This window comes from Afifella sp. H1R (genome assembly GCF_021462425.1).
Lineage (GTDB): Bacteria > Pseudomonadota > Alphaproteobacteria > Rhizobiales > Afifellaceae > Afifella > Afifella aestuarii.
Genome location: NZ_JAKEDY010000001.1, coordinates 727,670 through 750,984, shown reverse-complemented (window position 1 = coordinate 750,984; position 23,315 = coordinate 727,670). Strand labels below are relative to the sequence as shown.

The 23,315-nt window shown below is 62.1% G+C and carries 22 protein-coding genes and 1 tRNA gene; 8 read left to right on the top strand and 15 right to left on the bottom strand.

From position 1 onward, the window contains the following. Nucleotides 1-2 precede the first annotated feature (2 nt). Complete coding sequence (locus L0F51_RS03445; protein WP_234627946.1) at nucleotides 3-1,088, bottom strand: AI-2E family transporter; 1,086 nt, start codon at nucleotides 1,086-1,088, stop codon at nucleotides 3-5. Further along, complete coding sequence (locus L0F51_RS03440; RefSeq protein WP_234627945.1) at nucleotides 1,088-1,642, bottom strand: CDP-alcohol phosphatidyltransferase family protein; 555 nt, start codon at nucleotides 1,640-1,642, stop codon at nucleotides 1,088-1,090. The genes L0F51_RS03445 and L0F51_RS03440 overlap by 1 nt, the downstream gene beginning before the upstream one ends. A gap of 89 nt (nucleotides 1,643-1,731) precedes the next feature. Here L0F51_RS03440 and purM point away from each other — a divergent pair, with 89 nt between their 5' ends. After that, complete coding sequence (gene purM / locus L0F51_RS03435; RefSeq protein ID WP_234627944.1) at nucleotides 1,732-2,802, top strand: phosphoribosylformylglycinamidine cyclo-ligase; 1,071 nt, start codon at nucleotides 1,732-1,734, stop codon at nucleotides 2,800-2,802. Nucleotides 2,803-2,804: 2 nt separating this feature from the next. Beyond that, nucleotides 2,805-3,461 carry a phosphoribosylglycinamide formyltransferase gene (purN, locus tag L0F51_RS03430; RefSeq protein ID WP_370642300.1) on the top strand — a complete coding sequence of 219 codons (657 nt, stop codon included), beginning with the start codon at nucleotides 2,805-2,807 and terminating at the stop codon, nucleotides 3,459-3,461. Between the two features lie 12 nt (nucleotides 3,462-3,473). On the opposite strand, the gene L0F51_RS03425 is transcribed toward purN, so the two are convergent. The 3 genes from L0F51_RS03425 to L0F51_RS03415 are packed head-to-tail and all read right to left on the bottom strand — an operon-like array spanning nucleotide 3,474 to nucleotide 7,097. After that, nucleotides 3,474-3,797, bottom strand: a complete 324-nt coding sequence (locus L0F51_RS03425) for a hypothetical protein (protein WP_234627943.1) — start codon at nucleotides 3,795-3,797, stop codon at nucleotides 3,474-3,476. Between the two features lie 46 nt (nucleotides 3,798-3,843). Next, nucleotides 3,844-5,964 carry a molybdopterin oxidoreductase family protein gene (locus L0F51_RS03420; protein WP_234627942.1) on the bottom strand — a complete coding sequence of 707 codons (2,121 nt, stop codon included), beginning with the start codon at nucleotides 5,962-5,964 and terminating at the stop codon, nucleotides 3,844-3,846. A gap of 53 nt (nucleotides 5,965-6,017) precedes the next feature. Continuing rightward, nucleotides 6,018-7,097, bottom strand: coding sequence for a COX15/CtaA family protein (locus L0F51_RS03415; protein ID WP_234627941.1), 1,080 nt, complete (start codon nucleotides 7,095-7,097; stop codon nucleotides 6,018-6,020). Between the two features lie 105 nt (nucleotides 7,098-7,202). On the opposite strand from L0F51_RS03415, the gene L0F51_RS03410 reads away from it, so the two are divergent. Beyond that, a complete protein-coding gene (locus L0F51_RS03410) occupies nucleotides 7,203-7,412 on the top strand; it encodes a DUF2842 domain-containing protein (protein WP_128294036.1) in 210 nt (69 codons plus the stop codon). On the opposite strand, the gene L0F51_RS03405 is transcribed toward L0F51_RS03410, so the two are convergent. Next, nucleotides 7,378-8,457 carry a polysaccharide deacetylase family protein gene (locus L0F51_RS03405; RefSeq protein ID WP_234627940.1) on the bottom strand — a complete coding sequence of 360 codons (1,080 nt, stop codon included), beginning with the start codon at nucleotides 8,455-8,457 and terminating at the stop codon, nucleotides 7,378-7,380. The two genes, L0F51_RS03410 and L0F51_RS03405, sit on opposite strands and share 35 nt — an antisense overlap. A 38-nt stretch (nucleotides 8,458-8,495) precedes the next feature. Next, on the bottom strand, nucleotides 8,496-10,577 hold the full coding sequence (locus tag L0F51_RS03400) for an exopolysaccharide transport family protein (protein WP_234627939.1): 2,082 nt from the start codon (nucleotides 10,575-10,577) through the stop codon (nucleotides 8,496-8,498). Nucleotides 10,578-10,729: 152 nt separating this feature from the next. Between L0F51_RS03400 and L0F51_RS03395 the strand changes: the two genes are divergently transcribed. Continuing rightward, nucleotides 10,730-11,290 carry a polysaccharide biosynthesis/export family protein gene (locus L0F51_RS03395; RefSeq protein WP_370642299.1) on the top strand — a complete coding sequence of 187 codons (561 nt, stop codon included), beginning with the start codon at nucleotides 10,730-10,732 and terminating at the stop codon, nucleotides 11,288-11,290. Nucleotides 11,291-11,382: 92 nt separating this feature from the next. Further along, nucleotides 11,383-12,903, top strand: coding sequence for an undecaprenyl-phosphate glucose phosphotransferase (locus tag L0F51_RS03390; RefSeq protein ID WP_234627937.1), 1,521 nt, complete (start codon nucleotides 11,383-11,385; stop codon nucleotides 12,901-12,903). Nucleotides 12,904-13,111: 208 nt separating this feature from the next. On the opposite strand, the gene L0F51_RS03385 is transcribed toward L0F51_RS03390, so the two are convergent. Then, the gene (locus L0F51_RS03385; RefSeq protein ID WP_234627936.1) at nucleotides 13,112-14,389 is read right to left on the bottom strand and encodes an O-antigen ligase; all 1,278 of its coding nucleotides are present in this window, start codon (nucleotides 14,387-14,389) and stop codon (nucleotides 13,112-13,114) included. Between the two features lie 197 nt (nucleotides 14,390-14,586). Between L0F51_RS03385 and L0F51_RS03380 the strand changes: the two genes are divergently transcribed. Then, a tRNA-Pro gene (locus L0F51_RS03380) sits at nucleotides 14,587-14,663 on the top strand. Between the two features lie 76 nt (nucleotides 14,664-14,739). Here the strand turns inward: L0F51_RS03380 and L0F51_RS03375 are convergent. The 6 genes from L0F51_RS03375 to L0F51_RS03350 all read right to left on the bottom strand — a co-directional run bounded on the left by L0F51_RS03375 (nucleotide 14,740) and on the right by L0F51_RS03350 (nucleotide 19,008). Further along, complete coding sequence (locus tag L0F51_RS03375) at nucleotides 14,740-15,270, bottom strand: MerR family transcriptional regulator (protein WP_234627935.1); 531 nt, start codon at nucleotides 15,268-15,270, stop codon at nucleotides 14,740-14,742. After that, nucleotides 15,267-15,683 (bottom strand): integration host factor subunit alpha, encoded by a 417-nt coding sequence (locus tag L0F51_RS03370; RefSeq protein ID WP_234627934.1) that lies wholly within the window; start codon nucleotides 15,681-15,683, stop codon nucleotides 15,267-15,269. Before L0F51_RS03370 ends, L0F51_RS03375 begins: the two co-directional genes overlap by 4 nt. An 84-nt stretch (nucleotides 15,684-15,767) precedes the next feature. Next, nucleotides 15,768-16,739: a beta-ketoacyl-ACP synthase III gene (locus L0F51_RS03365; RefSeq protein ID WP_234627933.1), complete on the bottom strand. Its 972-nt coding sequence runs from the start codon at nucleotides 16,737-16,739 to the stop codon at nucleotides 15,768-15,770. Next, nucleotides 16,736-17,809: a phosphate acyltransferase PlsX gene (gene plsX, locus L0F51_RS03360; protein ID WP_234627932.1), complete on the bottom strand. Its 1,074-nt coding sequence runs from the start codon at nucleotides 17,807-17,809 to the stop codon at nucleotides 16,736-16,738. Before plsX ends, L0F51_RS03365 begins: the two co-directional genes overlap by 4 nt. Nucleotides 17,810-17,900: 91 nt before the next feature. Continuing rightward, nucleotides 17,901-18,458 (bottom strand): DUF177 domain-containing protein, encoded by a 558-nt coding sequence (locus L0F51_RS03355; RefSeq protein WP_234627931.1) that lies wholly within the window; start codon nucleotides 18,456-18,458, stop codon nucleotides 17,901-17,903. Between the two features lies 1 nt (nucleotide 18,459). Next, complete coding sequence (locus tag L0F51_RS03350) at nucleotides 18,460-19,008, bottom strand: ubiquinol-cytochrome C chaperone family protein (protein ID WP_234627930.1); 549 nt, start codon at nucleotides 19,006-19,008, stop codon at nucleotides 18,460-18,462. 110 nt (nucleotides 19,009-19,118) lie between these two features. Here L0F51_RS03350 and L0F51_RS03345 point away from each other — a divergent pair, with 110 nt between their 5' ends. Beyond that, complete coding sequence (locus L0F51_RS03345; protein ID WP_128294025.1) at nucleotides 19,119-19,559, top strand: outer membrane protein assembly factor BamE; 441 nt, start codon at nucleotides 19,119-19,121, stop codon at nucleotides 19,557-19,559. A gap of 464 nt (nucleotides 19,560-20,023) precedes the next feature. Further along, nucleotides 20,024-20,797 (top strand): hypothetical protein, encoded by a 774-nt coding sequence (locus L0F51_RS03340; protein WP_234627929.1) that lies wholly within the window; start codon nucleotides 20,024-20,026, stop codon nucleotides 20,795-20,797. 329 nt (nucleotides 20,798-21,126) lie between these two features. Here the strand turns inward: L0F51_RS03340 and L0F51_RS03335 are convergent, their stop codons facing one another. Continuing rightward, nucleotides 21,127-23,241, bottom strand: coding sequence for a sodium-translocating pyrophosphatase (locus L0F51_RS03335; protein WP_234627928.1), 2,115 nt, complete (start codon nucleotides 23,239-23,241; stop codon nucleotides 21,127-21,129). Between the last annotated feature and the right edge of the window lie 74 nt (nucleotides 23,242-23,315).

Sequence of the window (23,315 nt, the reverse complement as noted above, 5' to 3'; positions counted from 1 at the left end):
GTTCACTGCAGCTCGCTTGGAGGTGGTGGCGGCGGATCGCCAGTGCCGAGATAGATCCGGCTCTCCCGGTATTGCTCGAGGCCGAAGCGGACAAGCACGCCGATGGCGGCCGTGACGGGGACCGCGACAAGCAGGCCGACGAAGCCGAACAGCGCACCGAAGGCGAACATCGCAAACATCAGCCAGACGGGATGCACACCGACGGAATGGCCGACGATGCGCGGCTGCAGAAGGTTGCCTTCAACGACCTGCCCTGTGACGAACACGCCCGCGACCACGACGATCCAGGGCCATTCCGGCCAGAACTGCACGAGTGCCACACCGACAGCCAGAATGAAGCCCACGGTCGAGCCGATATAGGGAATGAAGTTGATGACGCCCGCGACGACGCCGATCAGAAGCCCGAAATTGAGCCCGACCGCGGTCAGACTGACGACGTAGAAGCCGCCCAGGAGCGTGCAGACGAGCCCCTGCCCCCGGAGAAAACCTGAGAGCGCCTGATCGACGTCCGCCGCCAATTCTCGGATGACATCGGCGTGGTCGCGCGGAAGATAGCTGTCGACCATCTTCACCATCCGGTCCCAATCGTAGAGAAGGTAGAAGGCAACGACGGGCGTCACGATAAACAGGCTGACGACACTGATCAGCGCCTGACCGCCGGCGAGAAGCGAGGATACCAGGCCCGCCATCCAGGTGGCGGCGCTCTTCAGAAGCGGCTCGGCGTTGAACTCTCCGCCGGATGGAAGATATTTCGCGAGCGGCGAGGCAAATATCTCGCTTGCGAGATGCCGCAGGCGCTCGATGAGATTGGGCAGCCTGTCGGCAAAATCGCTCGCCTGGCCGATCAGCGGCGGGATGATCGCGACCAACACCACAATGAACAGCAAGAGTGCGAAGATCAGGATCGCGAGCGTCGCCAGAAGGCGGTTCATGCCGAGCCGCTCGAGCCAGTCCGCGACCGGATCGAGAAAATAGGCGAGTGCCATGCCGAGCAGAAACGGCAATAGGATGCCGCTGAAAAGCCAAAGGAAAACGATGAGAGCGGCGAGCGCTCCCAGCCAGAAGATCGCCTGACGCTGGGCCGACATCAGCCTTCCTCCCGCCGTGGCTCCTCGCCGGCCATGTGGCGCAGCCACTCCGCGAGATAGGCACCGGCTGAGCCGACGGTCAAGCCGGCCGTTGTGATGATCATCGGCCAGATTGCGATCGAAAGCGATTTGATGCCGGCATGTTCGGCGAGAACCAGCGCGAGGAGAACGATCTGGGCGGTCGTGTTGAATTTCGACACCCAGAGCGGCCGCATGGCGATCGGATTGACGAGCATCCATGCGAGGATCACGCCGCCGACGATGAGAATGTCCCGGCTGACGACGAGGATAATCAGCCATGGCGGCAGAACGGCCTGGAACCCGAGCACGAGAAACAGCGAGACGAGGAGCGCCTTGTCGGCAATCGGATCGAGATAGGCGCCGAGATCGGACGACGCACCGAAGCGCTTGGCGATCAGGCCGTCGATGCCGTCGCTGATCCCTGCGAGAACGAAGACGACGGTCGCGCCCGTCCAATTCTGGATCACGATCAACCAGACGATCAACGGAACGGAGACGAGCCGCGCGAGTGTGATGAAGTTGGGAAGGGTCAAGGAGAACGGTGCCTGGAGCCAAAACGCAGTGCCTAATGGCACAACGCCGCTTGCAAATTCAGGCTATCGCCTCTACCCGCTTTCGAGCCATGGGGGAAGACCGCACCACACTCAGCTATCGCCAGGCCGGCGTCGATATCGACGCGGGCGCAGCGCTCGTCGACCGCATCAAGCCGCTTGCCGCCAGCACCCGGCGTGCCGGCGTCATGGGCGGACTTGGCGGTTTCGGCGCGCTTTTCGATCTCAAGGAGACCGGTTACCGCGATCCGGTGCTGGTGGCGGCGACGGATGGCGTCGGCACGAAGCTCAAAATCGCCATCGAGAGCGGACATCACGACACGGTTGGGATCGATCTCGTTGCGATGTGCGTCAACGATCTGATCGTCCAGGGCGCAGAGCCCCTCTTCTTCCTCGATTATTTCGCATCCGGAGCTCTCTCGGTCGACGAGGCGGCATCCGTGGTCGCGGGCATCGCCGAAGGTTGCCGACAGGCGGGTGCCGCCCTTGTCGGCGGCGAAACGGCGGAACTGCCGGGACTATATGCCGCCGGAGATTATGATCTCGCCGGGTTCTCGGTGGGGGCCGTCGAACGGGAAGCGATTCTGCCACGCGCGGTGAAGGCCGGAGACGTGGTGATCGGCGTCGGTTCCAGCGGCGTTCATTCGAACGGCTTTTCTCTGGTCCGTCGGGTGGTCGAGAAGAGCGGCCTCGTCTGGCACGCTCCGGCACCGTTTGAGCCTGGCAGGAGCCTTGCGGAGGTGCTTTTGGAGCCGACCCGCATCTATGTCCGCCCTCTCCTTTCGGCGATCCGCGAGACGGGCGCGGTCAAGGCGCTGGCGCATATCACCGGCGGCGGATTGCCGGAGAACCTGCCAAGAGTCTTGCCCGATGGGCAGGCGGTTCGCATCCATCTCGACGAGATCCCGCTGCCGCCGGTTTTCCCCTGGCTCGCCAAGAGCGGCCCGATCGAAGAGGCCGAGCTTCTGCGCACGTTCAATTGCGGTGTCGGTATGGTTGTCATCGCAGAGGCCGATGCGGCTGAGCGGATCACCGCGCATCTGACGGAAGCAGGTGAAAAGACCTTCCGTCTCGGCGAGATCGAGCCAAGGAAAGACGCCGCCGTCGTGTTCGAAGGCAAGCTCGCGCTGGACGAGAAGTAACAGTGAAAACAGCGATTTTGATTTCCGGGCGCGGCAGCAATATGCGCGCCCTCGTCGATGCGGCGCAAAAGCCCGACTTTCCCGCCTCGATCGAAATGGTCCTTTCCAATCGCGCGGACGCTGCGGGTCTCGCTTATGCCGCCGATGCGGGCATTGCGACCGCGGTCCTCCCGCATGGGGATTATGAAAGCCGCGAAGCGTTTGAAGCCGCACTCGACACGATGCTGCGCGAGGCCGGAATTGAACTCATCTGTCTGGCGGGCTTCATGCGCCTTCTGTCCGATGAATTCGTCGAGGGATGGCGCAATCGGGTGATCAACATCCATCCGTCGCTCCTGCCGTCCTTTCGAGGTCTGCGAACGCATGAACGTGCGCTGGCGACAGGCGTGCGCGTGCACGGAGCAACGGTCCACTACGTCCGCGCAGAGATGGACGATGGACCGATCATCGTTCAAGGTGCCGTGCCGGTGCTTGCCGACGACACCGCAGAAACCCTGGCCGCGCGCGTCCTCGCAGCCGAGCATCGGATCTATCCGCTCGCGCTTTCCTGGGTTGCCGGGCGCAAAGCCCGGGTCGTGGCCGAGAAGGTCATTCTCGAGGGGCTGCCGACGCCGGAGGACAGCGTCTTGATCGTGCCCTCCGATGCCCCACGGGATTGAGGATCAGGCGCCTCAGCGGGTGCAGGTCTCGAAAGCCTGAACGTATTTGGGTTGGGTCGTCTTCGGGACCTGACCAGTTGCGACGAAGGCGGCAGCTTCGGGTTCGCTCATCTGCGGCTCCAGCCGCTTGGCGAGGCACGAACAATCCCGCGTAACGGTCTTCAGCGCGTCCCCTTCCCGCTTGCGCCATTCGGCGTAAACGCACGCGTCGGCGAGACGATTGCGCACCGTTTCATGCGTCATGCCGGCTGGCAGGGTCGTGGGCGCGGAACCTCCCTGGCAGGCCGCCAGCGCAAGCGTGGCAAAAACGAAAGCAGGAACCGCTGAGACGCGCATCTTTGATCTCCGAAAAAGGAGGCGCGATATTCTCCGCACTCCCCATTCAGTCAAGCGGCGCCACCGCAACACAGGGCGCAATTCGCACCGCATTGTCGTGAAAGGCCGCACCGCCATAAGGCGCAACCGCATCGGCCCCTGTCAGGGCATTGATGCCGCGCCCTCCTTGATGCGCGGAATTCGGCCAGATGCCCTCCGCAATGAGAGTGCCGCGCTGCTGACCGTCGCTCAGCCGCATATGCAGCCGGCAGGCGCCGCGCCGACTGGTGAGTTCCACGAGATCTCCGTCGTTCAGGTGGGCAGCCTCCGCGTCGAGTGGATGCATCATCACCTCGGGCCGCTTCTCGCGCGTCTGGCCCGACGGCGTCTCGGAGAAGGTGGAATTCAAGAATGAGCGGGCCGGCGCGGTGACGAGGCGGAACGGATACTCCTCATCGGCCGTCTCGATTGCCTCCCACTGATCGGGAAACTCCGGCAGAGATTCCCATGGGCCGAGCGCCTTGCCGTCCTGCGGACGGTTCGGCGCAGCGAAACGACCCCAATCCGGCGCGAAACGGAACTTGCCGTCGGGAAAGCCGAAGCCCTTGAGATAATGCGCCTCCTCAAAGCCCGGCTGACAATCGATCCATTTGTTCTTCTCAAGCGTCGCGAGGTCACCCCAGCCCGAGGCCTTCAGCAGCCAATCGATGTGCTCGCGTGCGCTCATGGCGAAGCCGGGATGCTCCGCTCCAAGACGCTTTGCGAGGCCCGTCACGACCTGATGGTTCGTGACGCAGCCCTGCGGCGGTTCGACGAGCTTCGGACCGAACAGTATGTTCTGGTGACCTCCGCCCTTGTAGATGTCGTCGTGCTCCAGAAACATCGTCGCCGGCAGGACGATGTCGGCCATTTCTGCGGTGTCCGTCATGAACTGCTCATGCACGGCGACGAAGAGATCGTCGCGCAGGAAGCCTCGCCGCACCTGTTCCTGGTCAGGCGCCACGTTCATCGGGTTGGTGTTTTGAATGAGCATGGCGCCGACGGGAGGACCGCCCTTCAGATCGGCGTCGTTGCCGCAAAGGATCGGACCGATGCGCGACTGGTCAAGCATGCGCACGGAGGGATCCAGGCGATCGAGACCGGCGATCATCGTCTCGTCGAGATGATAAATCCCGCCGTTGTTGTGAAAGGCCCCGCCCCCCTCATGGCGCCAGGCGCCTGTGACAGTGGCGATGCAGGAGGCAGCATGCATGGCGACGGCGCCGTTGCGGCTGCGCGTAAAGCCGTAACCGAGGCGCAGGAAGGTTTTGGGCGTCTTGCCGATCCAGGCGGCGAACGTCTCGATGTCCTCGACGGTGAGACCGGTGATGGCAGATGCCCATTCCGGCGTCTTGTCCTCAAGGTGGCGGGCAAAATCCCGAGGACGATCGCTGAAGCGATTGAGATAGTCCCAGTCGGCATGACCGTCACGGAAGAGAATATGCATGACGGCGCAGGCAAGCGCCGCGTCGGTGCCGGGTCTCAGACACAGAGCAAGGTCCGCCTGCCGCATCGTGGCGTTTTCATAGACGTCGACGACAACGAGCTTCGCTCCCCGGGTCTTCCGTGCTGTCGTCGCATGGGTCATCACATTGACCTGCGTCGCGACCGCGTTGGTGCCCCAGATGACGACGAGATCGGCTTTTGCGATCTCGCGCGGGTCGGGTCCGGTCAGGCTTCCGGTCCCGGCCACATAGCCCGTCCAAGCCATGTTTGTGCAGATCGACCCGAACTCTCCGGAATAGCGCTTGACGTGGCGAAGGCGGTCGAGCCCGTCGCGCTGCACCAATCCCATCGTCCCAGCATAATAATAGGGCCAGACGGCTTCGGACCCGTGCCTCGCCTCGGCCTTGACGAAAGCCTCGGCAATCTCGTCGAGCGCTTCCTCGACGGAGATTTCCTGCCACGTGCCATCCCCTTTGGCGCCCTTGCGCTTCAGGGCCTTGGTGAGTCTGTCCCGGTGGTGCAGCCGCTCCGCATAGCGCGCAACCTTGGCGCAGATCACGCCAGCCGTGTAATCGTTCTCGGAATTGCCCCTGAGCCTGCCGACGCGCCCATCAGGCAGAATTTCCACGTCAAGTGCACAGGTCGAAGGGCAGTCGTGCGGGCAGGCGGAATGGCCGGTTGTCACCGGCGTCATGTCATTCATTCGAAATCTCCAAGCGACGACAGTCGCTTACCAGTTCCGGCAGGTCAAGGCGTTCAGCTGGAGGCGGGTCTTGCCGCATGCCGCACGAGCAGACCGAACAGGATCAGCGCCATCGCCTGGTGGGCGAGTGCGATCGGCCAGGGAACGACGAGAACGAGCGCCAGAATTCCGAGAGCCACCTGACCGATGACGACGGCCATGATCAGCGCGAGATCCGAGGACCATCGGCGGAGTGCGAGGCGCAAGAGACCGTATCCGATCACGAGTGTGGCCAGCACGTAGCCACCGATGCGGTGATCAAACTGAACGGTCGTGATGTTGTCGGTGAAATTATGCCAAAGCGGCTGCATCGCAAGAAGGCCGGCGGGTACGAAGCGTCCGTCCATCAGCGGCCAGGTGTTGTAGGTCAGGCCGGCATCGTGGCCTGCGACGAGGCCGCCGAGGGCGATCTGAACGAGCGCCGCGACAGCGATCAGCCAGGCCGCAACAGTGCCGGCGGTTGCGCGCCGCACAGCTTCGGCCCCACCGAGGCGCGCATGCGTGCCAATCAAGAAGGCAAAGAACAGGCTCGCGAGCGTCAGATGCAACGACAGTTTGACGGGGGCGACTGCGATCATTCCCGGTTTCAGACCCGACGCGACCATGATCCAGCCGACCAGGCCTTGAAGCCCGAGAAGGAGCCCGCCGGCGAAAAGCCACAGGCCGAGCCGGAGCGTCAGTTTCCCGGCGATGGCGAGGCCGACAAGGCCGACGAGATAGACCGCACCGATGAACCGACCCAGCTGCCGATGCGTCCACTCCCACCAGAAAATCCGTTTGAACTCGCCAAGACTCATGCCCCGGTTCATCAGCTCGTATTGGGAGGTCGCCCGGTAACGATCGAACTCCTCGCTCCAGGCCTGGTCCGACATCGGCGGCACGGCGCCCACGACCGGCTTCCATTCTGTGATCGAAAGACCGGAATCGGTCAGCCGCGTCATGCCCCCCACAAGCACCATGACGAAGACCAGAAAGGTCAGGATCGCCAGCCAAAGCCTGACGCCGCGCAGCCGCATCCACGACGAGCCAAGTTTTTCGGAACGCGGCCCAAAGGAACTCTGCGCAAAGGGCAAAATACTGTCGTCAAAGGACATCGGCGTCGTCCCGTCTGATATGCCTGTGGGCCACTTCTCGCCTACGCGACACCGCGGCCCGGCACAAGAGATTGAAAACCCCGTCCATTGCGGCTAGCTGCCTCTATGCGCCAGAAATACCGCAAACCGATCGGCACCGTTTTTCTTGTCGTGTGGGTGATCTTCTACAGCCTCACCGCGATGACGATCGGAGCCGCGAAGCTTCCCGGCACCAGCGGGCTCGTGCAGCTTGCCTATTATGCGGTCGCCGGGATCGCCTGGGTGATCCCGGCCGGGGCTATCATCTGGTGGATGGCACGTCCCGACCGCGCCTGAGCGCATTTTTTGCCCCCAAGAGCGGCTCCGCGATCCGCCACAGCCCCGGGGCGAGCAAAACCTCCTGCAGATCGACATCCTGGTAATAGCCGTTCACCGAAACCCGCGGCAGGAAGAGCGGATCGGAAGACGGCCGAAGCGTGCCGGGCCTCGTCAGGAAGGCGGCCGTCATTCCCGTCTGTGCGGCGAGCTCGGCCTCACGCTCTCCGACAGCACCGGCAAATCCGTAGGGATAGGCCAGAAGGTCGGGCCTTCTTCCCGTCTCCTGTTCAATGCGGTCGGCACTTTCCCGGATTTCTGCAAGCGCGCCATCGGCAGGCAACCTGGCAAGGGCCGGATGGGTCATGGTGTGGGCACCGATCGTCGCGAGCGGATCTTCTGCAAGCCGCCGCACCCCGTCCCAATCCAGAACCAATTCCTCCGTCAGCGCTCGTTCATCGAACTCATGAGCTTCGTAAAGGCGCGCCATGACCTGGCGGTGTCGCAGGCCGTCCAGCTCGAACAGGAGCGCATGCCGCCATGCGGCAAAGGCAGCGTACTTCTCTTCTGTCGTTGAGGTCGGCATCGGCCCCGGCCCCTCGCCTTTCAGACCGAATTCCGAATGCACTGCGATCATGCGTTCCAGAGCGACCCACCAGGGTGCAGCGCTACGATCGCAAAAGCCTGCGCAGATGAAGGCGGTGAACGGCGCCTGATGCCGCTGGAAGACAGGAAGCGCCTCTTCGAGATTGTTACGGAAGCCGTCATCGAGCGTGATCGCCACATCATTCGGCGACGCACGTCCCGCGATCTGGTTGGCCACCATTTCGCCAAGAGGCAGGATCCGCCGATCCGCCCGCTTTAGGAGCCTCAGAAGCGCATCCAGGAAATCGGGCGCGATTACGAGCCCGGCATTGGGCGCGAACGCAGCGGGAAGTCCCGGCTTCACTTCGTGAAGAGTGAGAACGAGCCCGCTGCTCTTGGGGTCCGCCGGCAACCATCGCGTCGCCTTGCTGGCGGCAAGAGTTTTCAGCGCCGCGTGAATCGCCTGGTGACGTCGGCTCACCTCATGCCCCTGCTTTCGGTACGTGCTGCGACGGCCTTTCAGGCCGCCTCTTCCGCCGCCTGCGGCTCTGCACCTTCTTCACTCGAGCGCTGCAGAAGAATGGCGTTGCGCGCACCCGCCTCCATCGCCTGCCGGTGAAGTCTGCGGCGTGCCTCCGCGCCCATGTCTTCGTCACAGACGAGGACAGCGAGATCCGGCCGCACGTAGTCGCTCGGCCAATCCTCGAAACGGTCGGCCAGGAGAACCACACGGTCATACGTGTTGCTCAAGGCTCCGATGACGAGGCTGAGGCGCTGCAAGGGCGGATCCTCGGCCATCGAGCCGAGAGGGATGAAATGGACGCGGCTGTCGCCGTCGAGCCGGATGGCGTCGCCGAACGGCGCATCCCCGCTCAACAGGTCGCCCAGGCCGGGGCCTCCGTCGCGGTCGAGCGCCGATGCCGGTTCGACCCCGATATCGAGCAGAATGATGCGCAACGAGGCCGTACGGACCGCAAGCCGACATGCACCCAAGGCCGCATCGCCAGCAGTTGGGCCACCGTCTCCGGCAAACAGGACCGTTTTCAGTCCTTCCGTCGCAATGAGATCGGCGAGCTCAGCCAGGCCTGGGATTTCCTTCGCCGCATCAAGGCTCGGCGTTCCGCCCGGGGGAATCGCGCCCAGGACAAGGAGAGGCTCTGCCGGAACCTCTCCGGCCGGCGGCACCTCGATGTCATCCAGTGGACGAAACGCACGACCAGAAGCGAATTCGCGCACGATGACGATGGCCATGGCGAGGAACAGGGAACCGAGGACGGCTGCGGCCGTCAGCAGCCCTTTCTTCGGCCAGGAGGGACGCCGCGGCGGGATCGCCCGTGAAATGATCCGTGCGTCGGCCGGCAGATAATTGGAATCGGTGCGCGCGGCCGCTTCCCTGTAGCGCGCCAGGAAGGTCTCCAGGAGATCGCGTTGCGCGGCAGCTTCGCGCTCCAGCGCGCGAAGTTCGATGCTTTCCTCGTTGGAGCGAGCGACCGCGGCTTTCGCCTCATTCAGCCTCGCTTCGAGCGAAGTCACGCGGGCGCTCGCGACGCGCGCGGCGGTCTCCAGAGATTGCAGGATCTTGCGGACTTCTGTGCGAACCTGCCCATCGAGATCTGCCAGCTGGCTGCGCAGGGCCTGCAGACGCGGATGCTGCGGCAGAAGGCTCGTCGACAGTTCTGCGATCTGGGCGCGCAAGGCGACCTGGCGCTCGCGGAGCCGCTGGATCAGCTGTGAATTCAGAACCTCTTCGGCGGAATCGAAGGAACTCCCCTCGCGCAGCAGCGAGCGCAGCAGTTCGGCCCGCGACTGAGCTTCCGATTGCGCGGCCTTGGCACGACCGAGCTCTGCATTGAGCTCGCTCAGCTCCTGCTTCTGCAGGGTCGTTTCCGGCTGGCTCGACGTATTGACGTCGAACAGGTTGTTCTCGGAGCGGTAGGCAGCGACCGCGCCTTCCGCCTCCTCGACCCGTTCGCGCAAGCGGTCGATCTCGGTCTGCAGCCATGCGGTCGCGGCTGACGTCGACTGCCTCTTGGCTTCGCTTTGCAGGTTCACGAATGCTTCCGCCACGGCATTCGCGATTTGCGCCGCGAGCTCGGGATCATGCGCATTGAACTCGACCGCGATCACCCGTGATTTGACGACAGAATAGACGGACAGGCGGTTGTAATACGTTTCCAGGACGCGCTGCCGAATCGTGTTCTCCGCCGGACCCTTTTTGAGGCCGGAGGCGATCAGGACTGTATCAATCAGAGACGGTGAGAGAGCCGGATCAAAGTCCGGACGATGCGTCAGGTCGAACTTGTCGATGATGGTATTGGCGATGTCGCGCGAACGCAGAACCTCGACCTGGCTCGCAATCGCCGATTCGTCCAGCTGCACCGTCAGGTTTTCTGCGCCCGAGTCGCGAGGCCGTGTCAGCGGCGATTCCCGCGCCTCGATCAAAATGCGTGCGTCGCCAGTATAAAGCGGGTCGACGAGCGAGAGACCGAAATAGGTTCCTGCCCCCACCAGGATCGCCACCAGGCCAAAAAGCCAGGCGCGACGCCACAGCGCGGCGGCAATTGCAGAAATGTCCATTTCCATAGGACGCGGCTCGGCCATAGCGTGGCGACTCCTTGCTGGCTGACGGCAAGATGCGTCGATTACGGTTAGGAGGCGGTTAACGACCGCCATACCTCCAGCTTCAGGCAATTTTAGCGCGGCATTAACTATGGCGCGGCATATTTCGGCCGGTCACAGGTTGGGTGCTCGCAATGAACGCGGTTCGTGTCGCCATTATAATCACACTTGTTTGTCTTCTCGCGTCTTGCATGGGCGAGCGGGCACCGTTGGCGACTGGTTCACCGACAGTCAAAGGGCCCTATCGACTGGATACCGGCGATGAACTCCGCATCGTCGTCTTCGACCAGAGCGAGCTCACCAACGTCTACAAGGTCGATCAGGCCGGCTACGTCACGATGCCTCTCGTCGGCGAGATCGCGGCGCGCGGCGCTAGCACCGACGAGCTCGAGGGACGCATCCAGAGCGCTCTTTCGACCCGCTTCGTGCGTAATCCCGACGTGACCGTCGAGGTCGCCTCGTATCGCCCCTTCTTCATTCTGGGCGAAGTGAGCAGTCCTGGCCAGTATCCCTATGTGCCGGGCATGACGGTTGAGAATGCCGTCGCGGTCGCTGGAGGCTTTACGCCCCGTGCGAACGAACGGGTGGTGCGACTGAGCCGCCAGCTGAACGGCGTCCTTTACGAAGGCCGCCTTGCCGTGACGCAGCCGATTCGTGCCGGCGATACCGTCTATGTCGGAGAACGCCTGTTCTGATCCGAGTTGATTAACTCTAGCAGGCGGAACAGATTGAATAAAATCGCGCAAGACAGACAGCTACCGGCGAGGCCGAAGCGGGATTTTACACAGTGACATCGAGCAATGCACCGGCGGACAATGAGCCAGGCACAAAGCGGCCCGGAGCAGGTCGCTCGGCCCTCAATCTCGCCGCGGCCCGCGTTGCCGCGAACCTCAAATACCGGCCCGTCTCTGCGGGCTTTCTCGCCGCCCTTCTGCGTCTGGCAGACTTCACGGCGCTCGTCGGCCTCGGCACACTGATCTACCATTTCTGGGTCGCGTCCAGCGAAGGTGAATTGCCTCCGCGCTATCTCCTGCCGCTGATCCTGCTGCCGGTGTTCACGATCTCGCTTATCGGTACGTTCAAGGGCTACACGCTGCCGGCCTACAGGCATCCGCTGAAACACATTGGTCGTGCCGCCGGGCTTTGGGCGGTGGTGTTTGCCTGCTTCACCCTCGTCGCGTTCTTTCTGAAAATCGGCGACGATTTCTCCCGTCTGTGGCTCGGCGCCTGGTTCTTTATGGGCTTTGTGGCGCTTGCGGCGGCGCGTGTTCTGCTCGCACGCCTCGTGCGCGTCTGGACCCGCGTCGGTCTCCTGGAGCGTCGCGCGGTTCTCGTCGGGGCCGGCCCGGAAGCGGTGTCTCTGATCCGCGCCCTCGACGCCGAACCCGAGAATGACATCCGTATTTGCGGGATTTTCGACGACCGCGGCGGTGATCGTGCGCCGGCAATTCAGGAAGGCTACCCGCTGCTCGGGCGAATCGACGAACTCGTGGAATTCGGTCGCCAGGCGCAGATCGACCTCTTGATCATCGCCCTGCCGCTGACGGCCGAGAACCGGCTTCTCGAAATGCTCAAGCAGCTCTGGGTGCTACCGGTCGACATCCGCATGGCAGCGCATACGACGCGCCTGCGGTTCCGCCCCCGTTCCTATTCCTTCATCGGCTCGGTGCCGTTTTTGGATCTGTTCGATCGGCCAATCGCGGGTTGGGATTCCGTCGTCAAGCGGATGTTCGACATCGTCTTTGCCAGTCTCGCCCTCATCGGACTGTCGCCGGTGATGCTGGCGGTGGCAGCCGCGATCAAACTCGACAGCCGGGGCCCTGTTCTCTTTCGTCAGGACCGCTACGGCTTCAACAACGAGCTGATCAAGGTCTTCAAGTTCCGCTCGATGTATGTCGATCAGGTGGACCTCAACGCAGCAAAGCTCGTCAGCCGGGACGATCCGCGGGTGACGCGCGTCGGCCGCTTCATCCGCAAAACGAGTCTCGATGAGCTGCCGCAATTGTTCAACGTCCTGAAAGGCAATCTCTCCCTCGTCGGCCCTCGCCCTCACGCCTTGCAGGCCAAGGCGGCCAACCAGCTTTACGAACAGGTGGTCGACGGCTACTTCGCCCGCCATCGCGTCAAGCCGGGCATCACCGGCTGGGCCCAGGTCAACGGCTGGCGCGGAGAAACCGACACCCAGGAAAAACTCGAGCGGCGCGTCGAGCACGACCAGTTCTATATCGAAAACTGGTCGGTCCTTTTCGATCTCTACATCCTGCTTTTGACACCGATTCGGCTCGTCACCGGCGAGAATGCCTATTGAGAGCTGTGCGGGGATGAGGCTCACCCACCTCGTAGAGTCCCGAAAGGCTTTCTTTGGGCTCGCTCTCCGGCTTGCCTTGCACCAAACTCGCTCGATCGAAGGATGCGCACGGAAGACTGCGGCGCAACGCATTCGAACGCCGACGGTCCCTTGGATGGGGCAGACGAAGACGCCCTCCCCCGTACGGGGGCTTTGTTCCTTCAATACGCTATGACGAGACGATAGAGCGGCCGTTCTGGGCGCGGTGTTTGTTGCGGGCGATGGCGTGTTTCATCGCTTCCACGGCACCGCTCCCACGAACATTCGGGGTCGCCTCCGTCGTCTTATGGAAGCGTGCGGGATTGAAGCCCCAGAGGATGCCGAGAAGGAGCCAGAGATGGCGCCAGTGCTCGCCTTCATGCAGCGAGGCGCACATGAGCGGCGCCATGAAGGCGACCAGAACGGCGACGGCTGCCGGATGCGCCGTCATACGGTAGTTCCCAAGGCCAAAAAGGACCGACAGGAACATCAGCGCGAGCCATGAAAAGCCTGCGAGCCAGCCGTAATTCATGAAAGAGCTCAGCCAGATGTTATGGATGGGCTCCAGAAAGATCAGGTTCTGCTGATTGATCCCGATACCGACGGGATTGCTGAGGATCATCGGGATCGAACGTGCATAGCGGCCGTATCGGCCTTCGCGCCCTGCATCGTAAGATTCCTCCAGCGTGGCGCGCTGCTCGAATTTCTTCGTGAAGGTCGGAGAGACGACGATCGTGGTTCCGAGAATGATGCCGCCGAAGACCGCCATGGCAGCGGCGTAGGCGAAAAGCCTCAGGAGGTGCTGCCGATAGATGAAGACCATATAGCCGGAGCAGCACAGGATGAGCGACACGGTCGCCGCCCGGGAGAATGACAGCAGCACGCCGAGGCAGAGGATCCCGATGATCGGAAGAAGTGCGGCCCGCGGCCACAACCGCTGCTGGACCAGGTAGATCGCCATCACCACGCCCGGCACGAGGAACGACGCATACATGTTCGGGTCGTCGATGAAGGCTTTCGAGCGGCCGTCCCAAAGCAGGGCCTCGATTCCGAGCGCAAAGCCCACAATTCCGAGAATCGCGGCCGTCACGCAGGAGACGACGTAGACCCGCATGAAGGTATGCAACTGCCGCGGACCCCAATCCATGGAGACGTAGCAGGCCGTTATGCCGAGAACCACGACGAAGGTTTTCTTGAAGGCCTCCTGGCGTACGTCAGGATCGCCGAAGAACGGGACCGAGGCGTACCAGAACGAAAGCGTCCACAGGAGCAAGAGCGTAAAGAATATGAAGAAGGTCAGCCGGACCTTCTGCAGCACCATGATCGACAATGCGAGCGAGAGCATGAACAGAAAGTCGACGGGCGACGGCCGCGACAGCGTATAGTTCATCGCCAGCACCGCCAGAAAGAAAACGAAGTTCCTCACGGAGGTCGGATAAAGACGTGGACGGTCGGCGTCTGGCTGCATGGAAGCCGGGTTCTCGCGCGGAGACGTTCTATGCGCGCGAGTTAGGCGGGAAAGCCTTAAGATTTGCTGATTCCGTGGCATATCGATGCTCGTCCTCGGCCCATATGGAGCTGCGAGAAGACGGCGAAAGAATCCCCGAAAACTGCGCCTTATGAGCATTGCGCCGAGCCTATGTGCTCTCTATAGTCCGCGCGCGTCGGAGCGTAGCGCAGCCTGGTAGCGCACTTGCATGGGGCGCAAGAGGTCGTGGGTTCGAATCCCGCCGCTCCGACCATTCCCCACTATTTTGAAATGAAATCACGCCGCCAAGGCGGTATGTCGCGCGGTCTATGCGCGGCCGGGGTATCCGGTCAGCCGGAGATGGCGTCGTGCAGAATCCGGCGCGCCTCGAGCAGATCGCTGAGCACGGCTTGAAGACGTTCGCGACCATGGGGGTCGACGCGGCGAGACACGGGCTCTTCCGCCTCGTCGCGCAGCAAGGACGGTTGCAGTTCGTCGTCCTCGTCCCGAGCTTCCTCGCGAATCGGCTCTGCCCTCGCCGGGGCCTCATCGCTCGGCCGCTCGGTGTCAAAATCAGCCTCGGCCGGCGCCACCGTCTCCACATTGCCGCTTTGCCCAACGGCAATGACGAAGCGCACGCCCTTCTCTTTGAGAAGACGCTGCACGCCCTTGATGGTGAAGCCTTCGCCGTAAAGAAGCAGGCGAATGCCCTTGAGAAGGTCGACGTCCTCAGGGCGATAATAGCGCCTGCCGCCGCCGCGCTTCAGCGGCTTGATCTGAGTGAAGCGCGTTTCCCAGAAACGCAGGACGTGTTGCGGAAGATCGAGGTCCTCCGCAACTTCACTGATCGTCCTGAACGCGTCCGGTGATTTCACGCTCACGTCGTTGCGACGTCTGCTTCAGCAGCCTTGAGACGCCGCGCATTGCCGGCGTCGGCGCCCGTGCTGACCGCGGCGCCGCCCGTCTCTTCTTCCGGGGCGAGGCACTCGTTGATGCGCTGCTTCATGATGTTGCTTGGCTTGAAGACGGTCACGCGGCGCGGCGGAATCGGCACTTCCTTGCCCGTTTTCGGATTGCGGCCGACGCGCTGCCCCTTACTGCGCACGACGAAAGAACCGAACGAGGAAAGCTTGACCGTTTCCCCCGATATGATCGTGTCTGAAATCTCCGCGAGCACCATTTCCACCATGGCGGCCGATTCCGTTCTGGAAAGGCCAAGCTCCCGATAAACCGCCTCTGCGAGATCGGCTCGCGTGACGGTGCGCCCCTCTGGGCGTAGTTCATTTGCCTCCACGCAACACGCCTCCTGCACGTCCTTAAGCAACGTATTCGCCTGTCGAAATGAGGTCAACACGCACCCCCCGATGCGTATCGCCCGCTACCAGCGTATCAGAGCTGAGCCCCAAGTGAAGCCGCCGCCCATCGCCTCAAGCAGCACCAGATCGCCTTTTTTGATGCGCCCGTCGCGCACTGCGACATCAAGCGCCAGCGGGATAGAGGCCGCCGACGTGTTGCCGTGATGCTGAACCGTCACCACGACCTTTTCTTCGGCGATGCCGAGCCGCTTGGCGCTGGCATCGATGATGCGTCTGTTGGCCTGATGGGGAACGAACCAGTCGATCGTTTCCGCCGATTCGCCGGTCGCTTCGAATGCGTCGGTGATGACATCGGTGATGGTCGCGACCGCATGCTTGAAAACCTCACGGCCTTCCATGCGCAAGTGTCCGACGGTCCTCGTCGAGCTCGGGCCACCGTCGACGAACAGTTTGTCACGGAAATGCCCATCTGAACGCAAATGCGCGGTAAGAAGACCCCGCGGAGCCGTCTCCTCGCCTGCCTCGTGGGCTTCCAGAACGACCGCACCAGCCCCGTCGCCGAACAAGACGCAGGTGCCGCGGTCGCTCCAATCGAGAATGCGCGAAAATGTTTCGGCTCCGATGACGAGCGCACGCTTTGCCGATCCGGCCTTCAAATGCGCATCGGCGGTGGTGAGCGCGAACAAAAAGCCCGAGCACACGGCCTGAACATCGAACGCGTATCCGTGATGCATGCCGAGCCGATCCTGCACCGTGCAGGCGGTCGCCGGAAACGTCTGATCCGGCGTGGCGGTCGCCAGGACGATGAGATCTATGTCGGCAGAGGTCAGGCCGGCGTCCGCAAGCGCTTTCTCAGCCGCGGCCAGCGCAAGATCCGAGGTCGTTTCGCCTTCGGCAGCGACGTGGCGCTCTGAAATGCCGGTGCGCTGTACGATCCATTCGTCCGATGTGTCGACGATGCTTTCGAGATCGCGGTTGGTAAGGACTTTCTCCGGCAGGGCGCTGCCAATGCCGGCGATCAAGGAGCGTTTCATGCGGTCTGTGCCTGCGCGGCCGTTTGCTCGGCGAACTGCTTGCGCATCGATCCGAGGGTGTATTCCAAATCGTTGGCGATCTTGCTGGTGAGACTTCCGAGCACCATGTCACGGCCGAGCTCGATGGCGGCGGCAAAGCCTTCCGAATCCGTGCCGCCATGGCTTTTCACGACGAGGCCATTGAGGCCGAGGAAAAGGCCGCCGTTGACCTTGCGCGGGTCCATTTTTTCCCTGAGTCGGGCGAAGGCTGAGCGCGCGAAGAAATAGCCGATCTTGGCAGACAGGGTCCGCGTCATCGCCGAACGGAGATACTCGGCGAGCTGCCGTGCGGTCCCCTCGGCGGTCTTCAGCGCGATATTGCCTGAAAAGCCTTCCGTGACCACGACGTCGACGGTGCCTTTGCCGAGATCGTCGCCCTCGACGAAGCCATAATATTCGAAATTGGGGTGGTCGATGGCGCGCAGAATGTGGCCCGCCTCGCGCACCTCCTCGACACCCTTCACCTCTTCAGCGCCGATGTTGAGGAGACCGACCGTCGGCCGCTCCAGCCCGAAGAGAGCACGGGCCATGGCTGCGCCCATGACGGCGAAATGGACGAGCATCTTCGCATCCGAGCCGATCGTGGCGCCGACGTCGAGGACGATGCTTTCGCCGCGCAGCGTCGGCCACATGGCCGCGATCGCCGGCCGATCGATATCGGGAAGCGTGCGGAGGCAGAATTTCGACATCGCCATGAGGGCGCCGGTGTTTCCGGCGGAGACGGCAACGTCCGCCTCCCCGTCCCGCACCGCCTGGACGCACCGCCACATCGACGACTTCCAGCGGCCGAGGCGGAGTGCCTGGCTCGGCTTGTCGTCCATGCGCACGGAAATCTCGCAATGCACGAAGCGCGAGGCGGCGACGAGATCGGGATAGCGGGCGAGCAACGGCTCGACCGCTTCGGATTGGCCATAAAGAATGAAACGCAGATCCGGCCGACGCTTCAACGCCACGGCTGCGCCCGGGATCACCATTTCGGGACCGGCATCGCCGCCCATGGCGTCAAGAGAGATGGTGAGAGGTGACGGCATCGCTTTCTTCTGGTCGGGTCGCCGGCCGCGGGACAATACCCACTCGCCCGGTCATGACAAGCCGTTTGGAGAAAAAGGCTGGTAAGGTGCGTCAGTTACGTTGCTGCTTCAGACGCTCCAATACGGCAAATGGCGACGCCTCCACCGTATCATCCTCCACATGTTCCTTAAATTCAGCGCCCGCAACCCTCGGATAGGGGTCGAGACCAAGCGCCACATATTCGACGAGCAAGGCGCCGAGGTCGACCCTGTCGCCGAAATAGGGCTCGGTGTCTTCCGCCCCGTCGACTTCCACGTCGAAAGGATCGTTGGAGCGATCGCCGCTCGCCTCTCCGCCTCCATCCCGGGATTCGCCGGGTTTCGGTGGCCGCAGGACAAGGCTCACATCTTCCGAAACCTCTTCCTCGACGGGGGCCAGCGTCACGACACAACGCCGCGTGACATGGCCGGAGATCTTCGCCTCGACCCGGTAGTGATCGCCAGCCATGGGTGTCACGTCGATGTCGGCCGAGAGGTCGTCGACGGAGGGGATGCCGAGTTGGTCCGCCATTTTTTCCCGTTCCGCCGGGTTTGCCTCCAAATGCAGTCTGCGTCCCGAGGCGGGTATCTCGACCAGGCGCAACGGCTTGGCGAAAGACGCGGTGTTCATTTCAACTGTTCTCCGCAGCGAGGCTGATGGGATCCGGGAACACGATGCGTCCCTCTTTCAGGGCGGCGCTGGGAACATTGTCCAGCCAGGCGAGCAACGCACGCAGATAGTCCGCGAGCCGTCGCGACGCATTCGAATCGCTTTCCTCTCCAAAGATATTGCGCGCAATCGCACCTTCAAGCGCATCGCCGCCTGCAGACAGTGCCGATCCGTAAGCTCCGAGTCTGCCGCCGTATGAGGAAAACAGCGTTTTCATCCGCTTTGGGATGCGTCGATCGCTGACACCGATGTCTCGATACGTGGCATCCATATCGACGACGAAGGCTTCGGTGGTCAGCCGCGCCAACTCGGGATCTGGGTCGGGCCCAAACGTCAGCCGATGGACGACGGCAAAAAGATGCAGCGAGAGCATCTCGAAGCGACCGTCGACCGTGTCATCGACACCATATTCTTCATAGAGTTGCGGATGACGCGCAGCAGCCGCCGCCGCGCCATAAAGTGCCGCTGCGCGCTCGCGCTCCTGCCGTTTGCGGCTTTGAAACCAACCCATCGTGCCATCTATGCCCTTCTACGCCTTCAAGACAATGCGGCAGAGCCCCGCGAAGGCCATTGCAATGCCGCATTCACCCCGCTAGCAAGCGGAGTTCAACGGGACCGCCAATGACCAAAAAAACTCACGTTCTCGCCCTTCTCGTTTCGGTCGCCGCAGCCGGCGCCCTGGGGGGCTGCATCGGGGAAACCCAGCACCGCGGCTATATCGCCAACGAGCTCGCCCTGGAACAGATTCCAGAAGGATCGAGCCGCGACCAGGTGTTGATCGTGCTCGGCACGCCCTCCACGACCGCCGATTTCGGCGGCGAGGTGTTCTATTACATCTCGCAGACGGCTTCGCGCCCGGTCGCCTTCTTGAACCCGCATATCGTCGACCAGCGCGTTCTGGCTGTCTATTTCGACAAGGATCAGACGGTCACGCGCGTCGCCAATTACGGTCTGAAGGACGGCAAGGTCTTCGATTTCGTCTCTCGCACCACTCCGACGGCGGGCAAGGACTTCTCGTTCGTGTCGCAGCTTCTGTCGGCCGCTGGACGGGTCGCCTTCTAGACACGCTTGGCCATTCATCGGCCGGCTTCAGCCGATCAAAGCTCCTGCGTAGAAGCGCTTTGATCGAACGCTGCTTGACGCAGGATCGACAAAAGGCGGCCCTATCCGGCCGCCTTTTTAGTGTCCGAGCCGATGGGCGGCTGTCCGTAGTTGGCTCGCGCCCGCGACATCTCCCGCTCTTAGCTCTCGGAGGATTGCGTTACGTCCTCAGCTGCCAAACACTCAATACACCTTATAATTATATATATATTTCGATATCTAAGTCTATAATATTTCCTACGATAAATATACCTTTTGTATTTTCCTGCAATACACCCTTCCATACTATTTCTGTCGCTCTATTTCTGTCTTAGATCCGATATGTGATGACTTTCCCGCGATACAGCGCTTCTCACATTTCGGTGTTTTCTTAATACATAAAGACAAGACACATCCCGTCATATCTTGCCATGGAGGTTAAGGTTATGGCCAACGCAAAGATCCCGCAAATCGTCGGCGAATGGATCCACATCGTTCCTCGCCTCTCTCGGACGGCAACCCGGCTCAGTGATGATGCCGCGGCCGCGACCGCACGCGGCTCAACTCTTGGGGATGACAATTCCGATCCCCAGGCCAATGACACTGAGATCTACTCCGAGCCGGAAAATCTCCCGACCGCGATATCGAGCATCATGAACCATGCGCAGAAGCGCTCAAACTTTCACCCGGCCAGCAGTCCACCAGAGGATCTCTATGAGAGATACAATGATTACATCACCGAGGTCGACGACACGCCTTTCTTTCATCTTGAGAAGCACGATTACGTTAAACAGACCTTCTATTCGAAGGACTACAACAAGCTGATCGATCAAGTCGTCAGCCTTTACGATTCGGTCAGCGCCGGAGACCAGGAGAAGATCAAAGAGGATATCACCGACATGGCGAAATCAGTGTTCGGTGAAAACAAGTCGGAGCAATGGCGCAATCTGTTTTCGCAATCGACGATCGATTTCTCCAATCTCTCGAGACCGCGTGTCTTTATTTATTATACGACGCTCTATATGCGCCACGAAGAGAACGGGAAATCGGAGGTCAACGAGCAGGAATACATGGTCCATCGGACCGAATATGCCGTGCTCTCCGACCTCATCCACGCTTATGCCAACGAGCTCGCAAGCCTCGACAAAACGTCGGTGGATGATTGGCTCGACGATTCGACGACGCCTGAGCGCGAAAGCGCGGCGTTGTGCTTCAAATGAGCAGCTGCGGATCGAGCAAAATCCTTCGGGACGACGACTTGGCCCCCGCAACCTGATGCCCCTCACGCCGTGCCCGGAGCGTTGGCCAAAACGTGTTGGCTCTGGGGGTGATGATGCGCATTGATGCGACAGGCGTGCCGGGCCAAGGGGCGACGAGCCGCAAGTGCGATGGCGATCTACAACGACGATCCCGCCCTGAAAGCCTGATTCTAGGTGGGGATACGGGGATAGCGTGCCTCGTCTGACCACGACCCAAGCGCTGGGGCTGCAGACACAAAAAAGGCCCCGCGGCGTAACGCGGGGCCTCGTTTTTGTTTCGAGCGATCTGCTTAGTGGGCCAGGACGGCCAGAAGCAGAAGCGCGACGATGTTGGTGATCTTGATCATCGGGTTCACCGCCGGTCCGGCCGTGTCCTTGTAAGGATCACCCACCGTATCGCCGGTCACCGCAGCCTTGTGGGCATCGGAGCCCTTGCCGCCGTGATGTCCATCCTCGATGTACTTCTTGGCGTTGTCCCAGGCACCGCCGCCGGCCGTCATGGAGAGGGCGACGAAAAGGCCGGTCACGATCACGCCGAGGAGCATGGCACCGAGCGACGCAAAACCGTTCGACTTGCCCGCGATCAGGTAGATCACGAAGAAGCAGACGATCGGCGACAGGACCGGCAGGAGCGACGGCACGATCATTTCGCGGATCGCAGCCTTGGTCAGCATGTCGACCGCGCGCTTATAATCCGGACGTTCCGTCCCCTGCATGATGCCGGGCTTCTCACGGAACTGCCGACGCACTTCCTCCACGACCGCGCCGCCTGCGCGACCGACGGCCGTCATCGCGATGCCGCCGAAGAGATAAGGCAGCAGACCGCCGAACAGCAGGCCGACAACGACGTATGGGTTCGACAGCGAGAAGTCGACGCTAACACCGTCAAAGAAGGTGCCCGGCGCCGCTTCTTCGGCAAAGAAGTGGAGGTCCGAGGTGTAGGCGGCAAAGAGCACCAGAGCGCCAAGACCGGCCGAGCCGATCGCATAGCCCTTGGTGACCGCCTTCGTCGTGTTGCCGACGGCATCGAGGGCGTCGGTGGTGTTGCGCACTTCAGCAGGCAGATCTGCCATCTCGGCAATGCCGCCGGCATTGTCGGTCACAGGTCCGAAGGCGTCGAGCGCCACGACCATACCGGCAAGCGCCAGCATCGTCGTCACTGCAATGGCGATGCCGAAAAGGCCGGCAAGACCATAAGAGGCCAGAATGCCCGCGATGATGACGATCGCCGGCAGAGCCGTCGATTCCATCGAGATCGCGAGGCCCTGAATGACGTTGGTGCCATGTCCGGTGACGGAGGCATCAGCGACGGAGCGCACCGGGCGGTAGTTCGTGCCGGTGTAGTACTCGGTGATCCAGATGATGAGGCCCGTCACGGCGAGACCGACGATGCCGCAGAAGAACAGGCTGCCACCCGAGAAGGACGGGCCGACGGGGCTCGTGAACTCGGTGCCCCAGCCGGTGAAGAAGAGCACGATCAGAGCCAGAGCCACGGCCGACAGACCGGCGGTGGCAATGAAGCCCTTATAGAGCGCACCCATGATGGAATTGTTGGCACCGAGCTTCACGAAGAAGGTGCCGGCGATCGAAGTGATGACGCAGGTCGCACCGATCAACAGCGGGAAGAGCATCAGCGTCGTCGCCTGCTCGCCCGTGAAGAAGATCGAGGCCAGAACCATCGTGGCGACGATCGTCACCGCGTAGGTCTCGAAAAGGTCGGCCGCCATGCCCGCGCAGTCGCCGACATTGTCACCGACGTTGTCGGCGATCGTGGCCGGGTTGCGGGGATCGTCTTCCGGAATACCGGCCTCGACCTTACCGACAAGGTCGCCGCCGACGTCTGCACCTTTGGTGAAGATGCCGCCGCCGAGACGGGCGAAGATCGAGATGAGCGAAGCGCCGAAGCCGAGGGCCACGAGAGCATCGATCACGACGCGTTCAGTCGGGCCATAGCCGATGAACTGGGTCAGGATGGTGAAGTAGCCCGAGACGCCGAGAAGCGCGAGACCGGCCACGAGAAGACCCGTGATGGCACCCGACTTGAAGGCAATCTCAAGACCGCCGCCGAGCGAGATGGACGCGGCCTGGGCCGTCCGTACGTTCGCACGCACCGAGACCAGCATGCCGATGAAGCCGGCAGCTCCGGAGAGCACCGCACCGATCAGGAAGCCGATCGCAGCCTCTGCAGACAGAAGCCACCAAGCCAGGATGAAAACGACGACACCGACGATGGCGATGGTCGTGTACTGGCGTGTGAGGTATGCGAGCGCACCCTCACGGATCGCCCCGGCGATCTCCTGCATGCGTGCATTGCCCGCATCGGCTGCCATGACGGACTGGATCGCCCAGATGGCATAGACGATGGACAAGACACCGCATGCTATAACGAAATAAAGCAAAATCATTGATTTCCCCCGGAAGATGGCCGGCGGATTGCCGACCGGGAATGGAGGCCGGTCCCTCCGACAGAGCCGGGGGC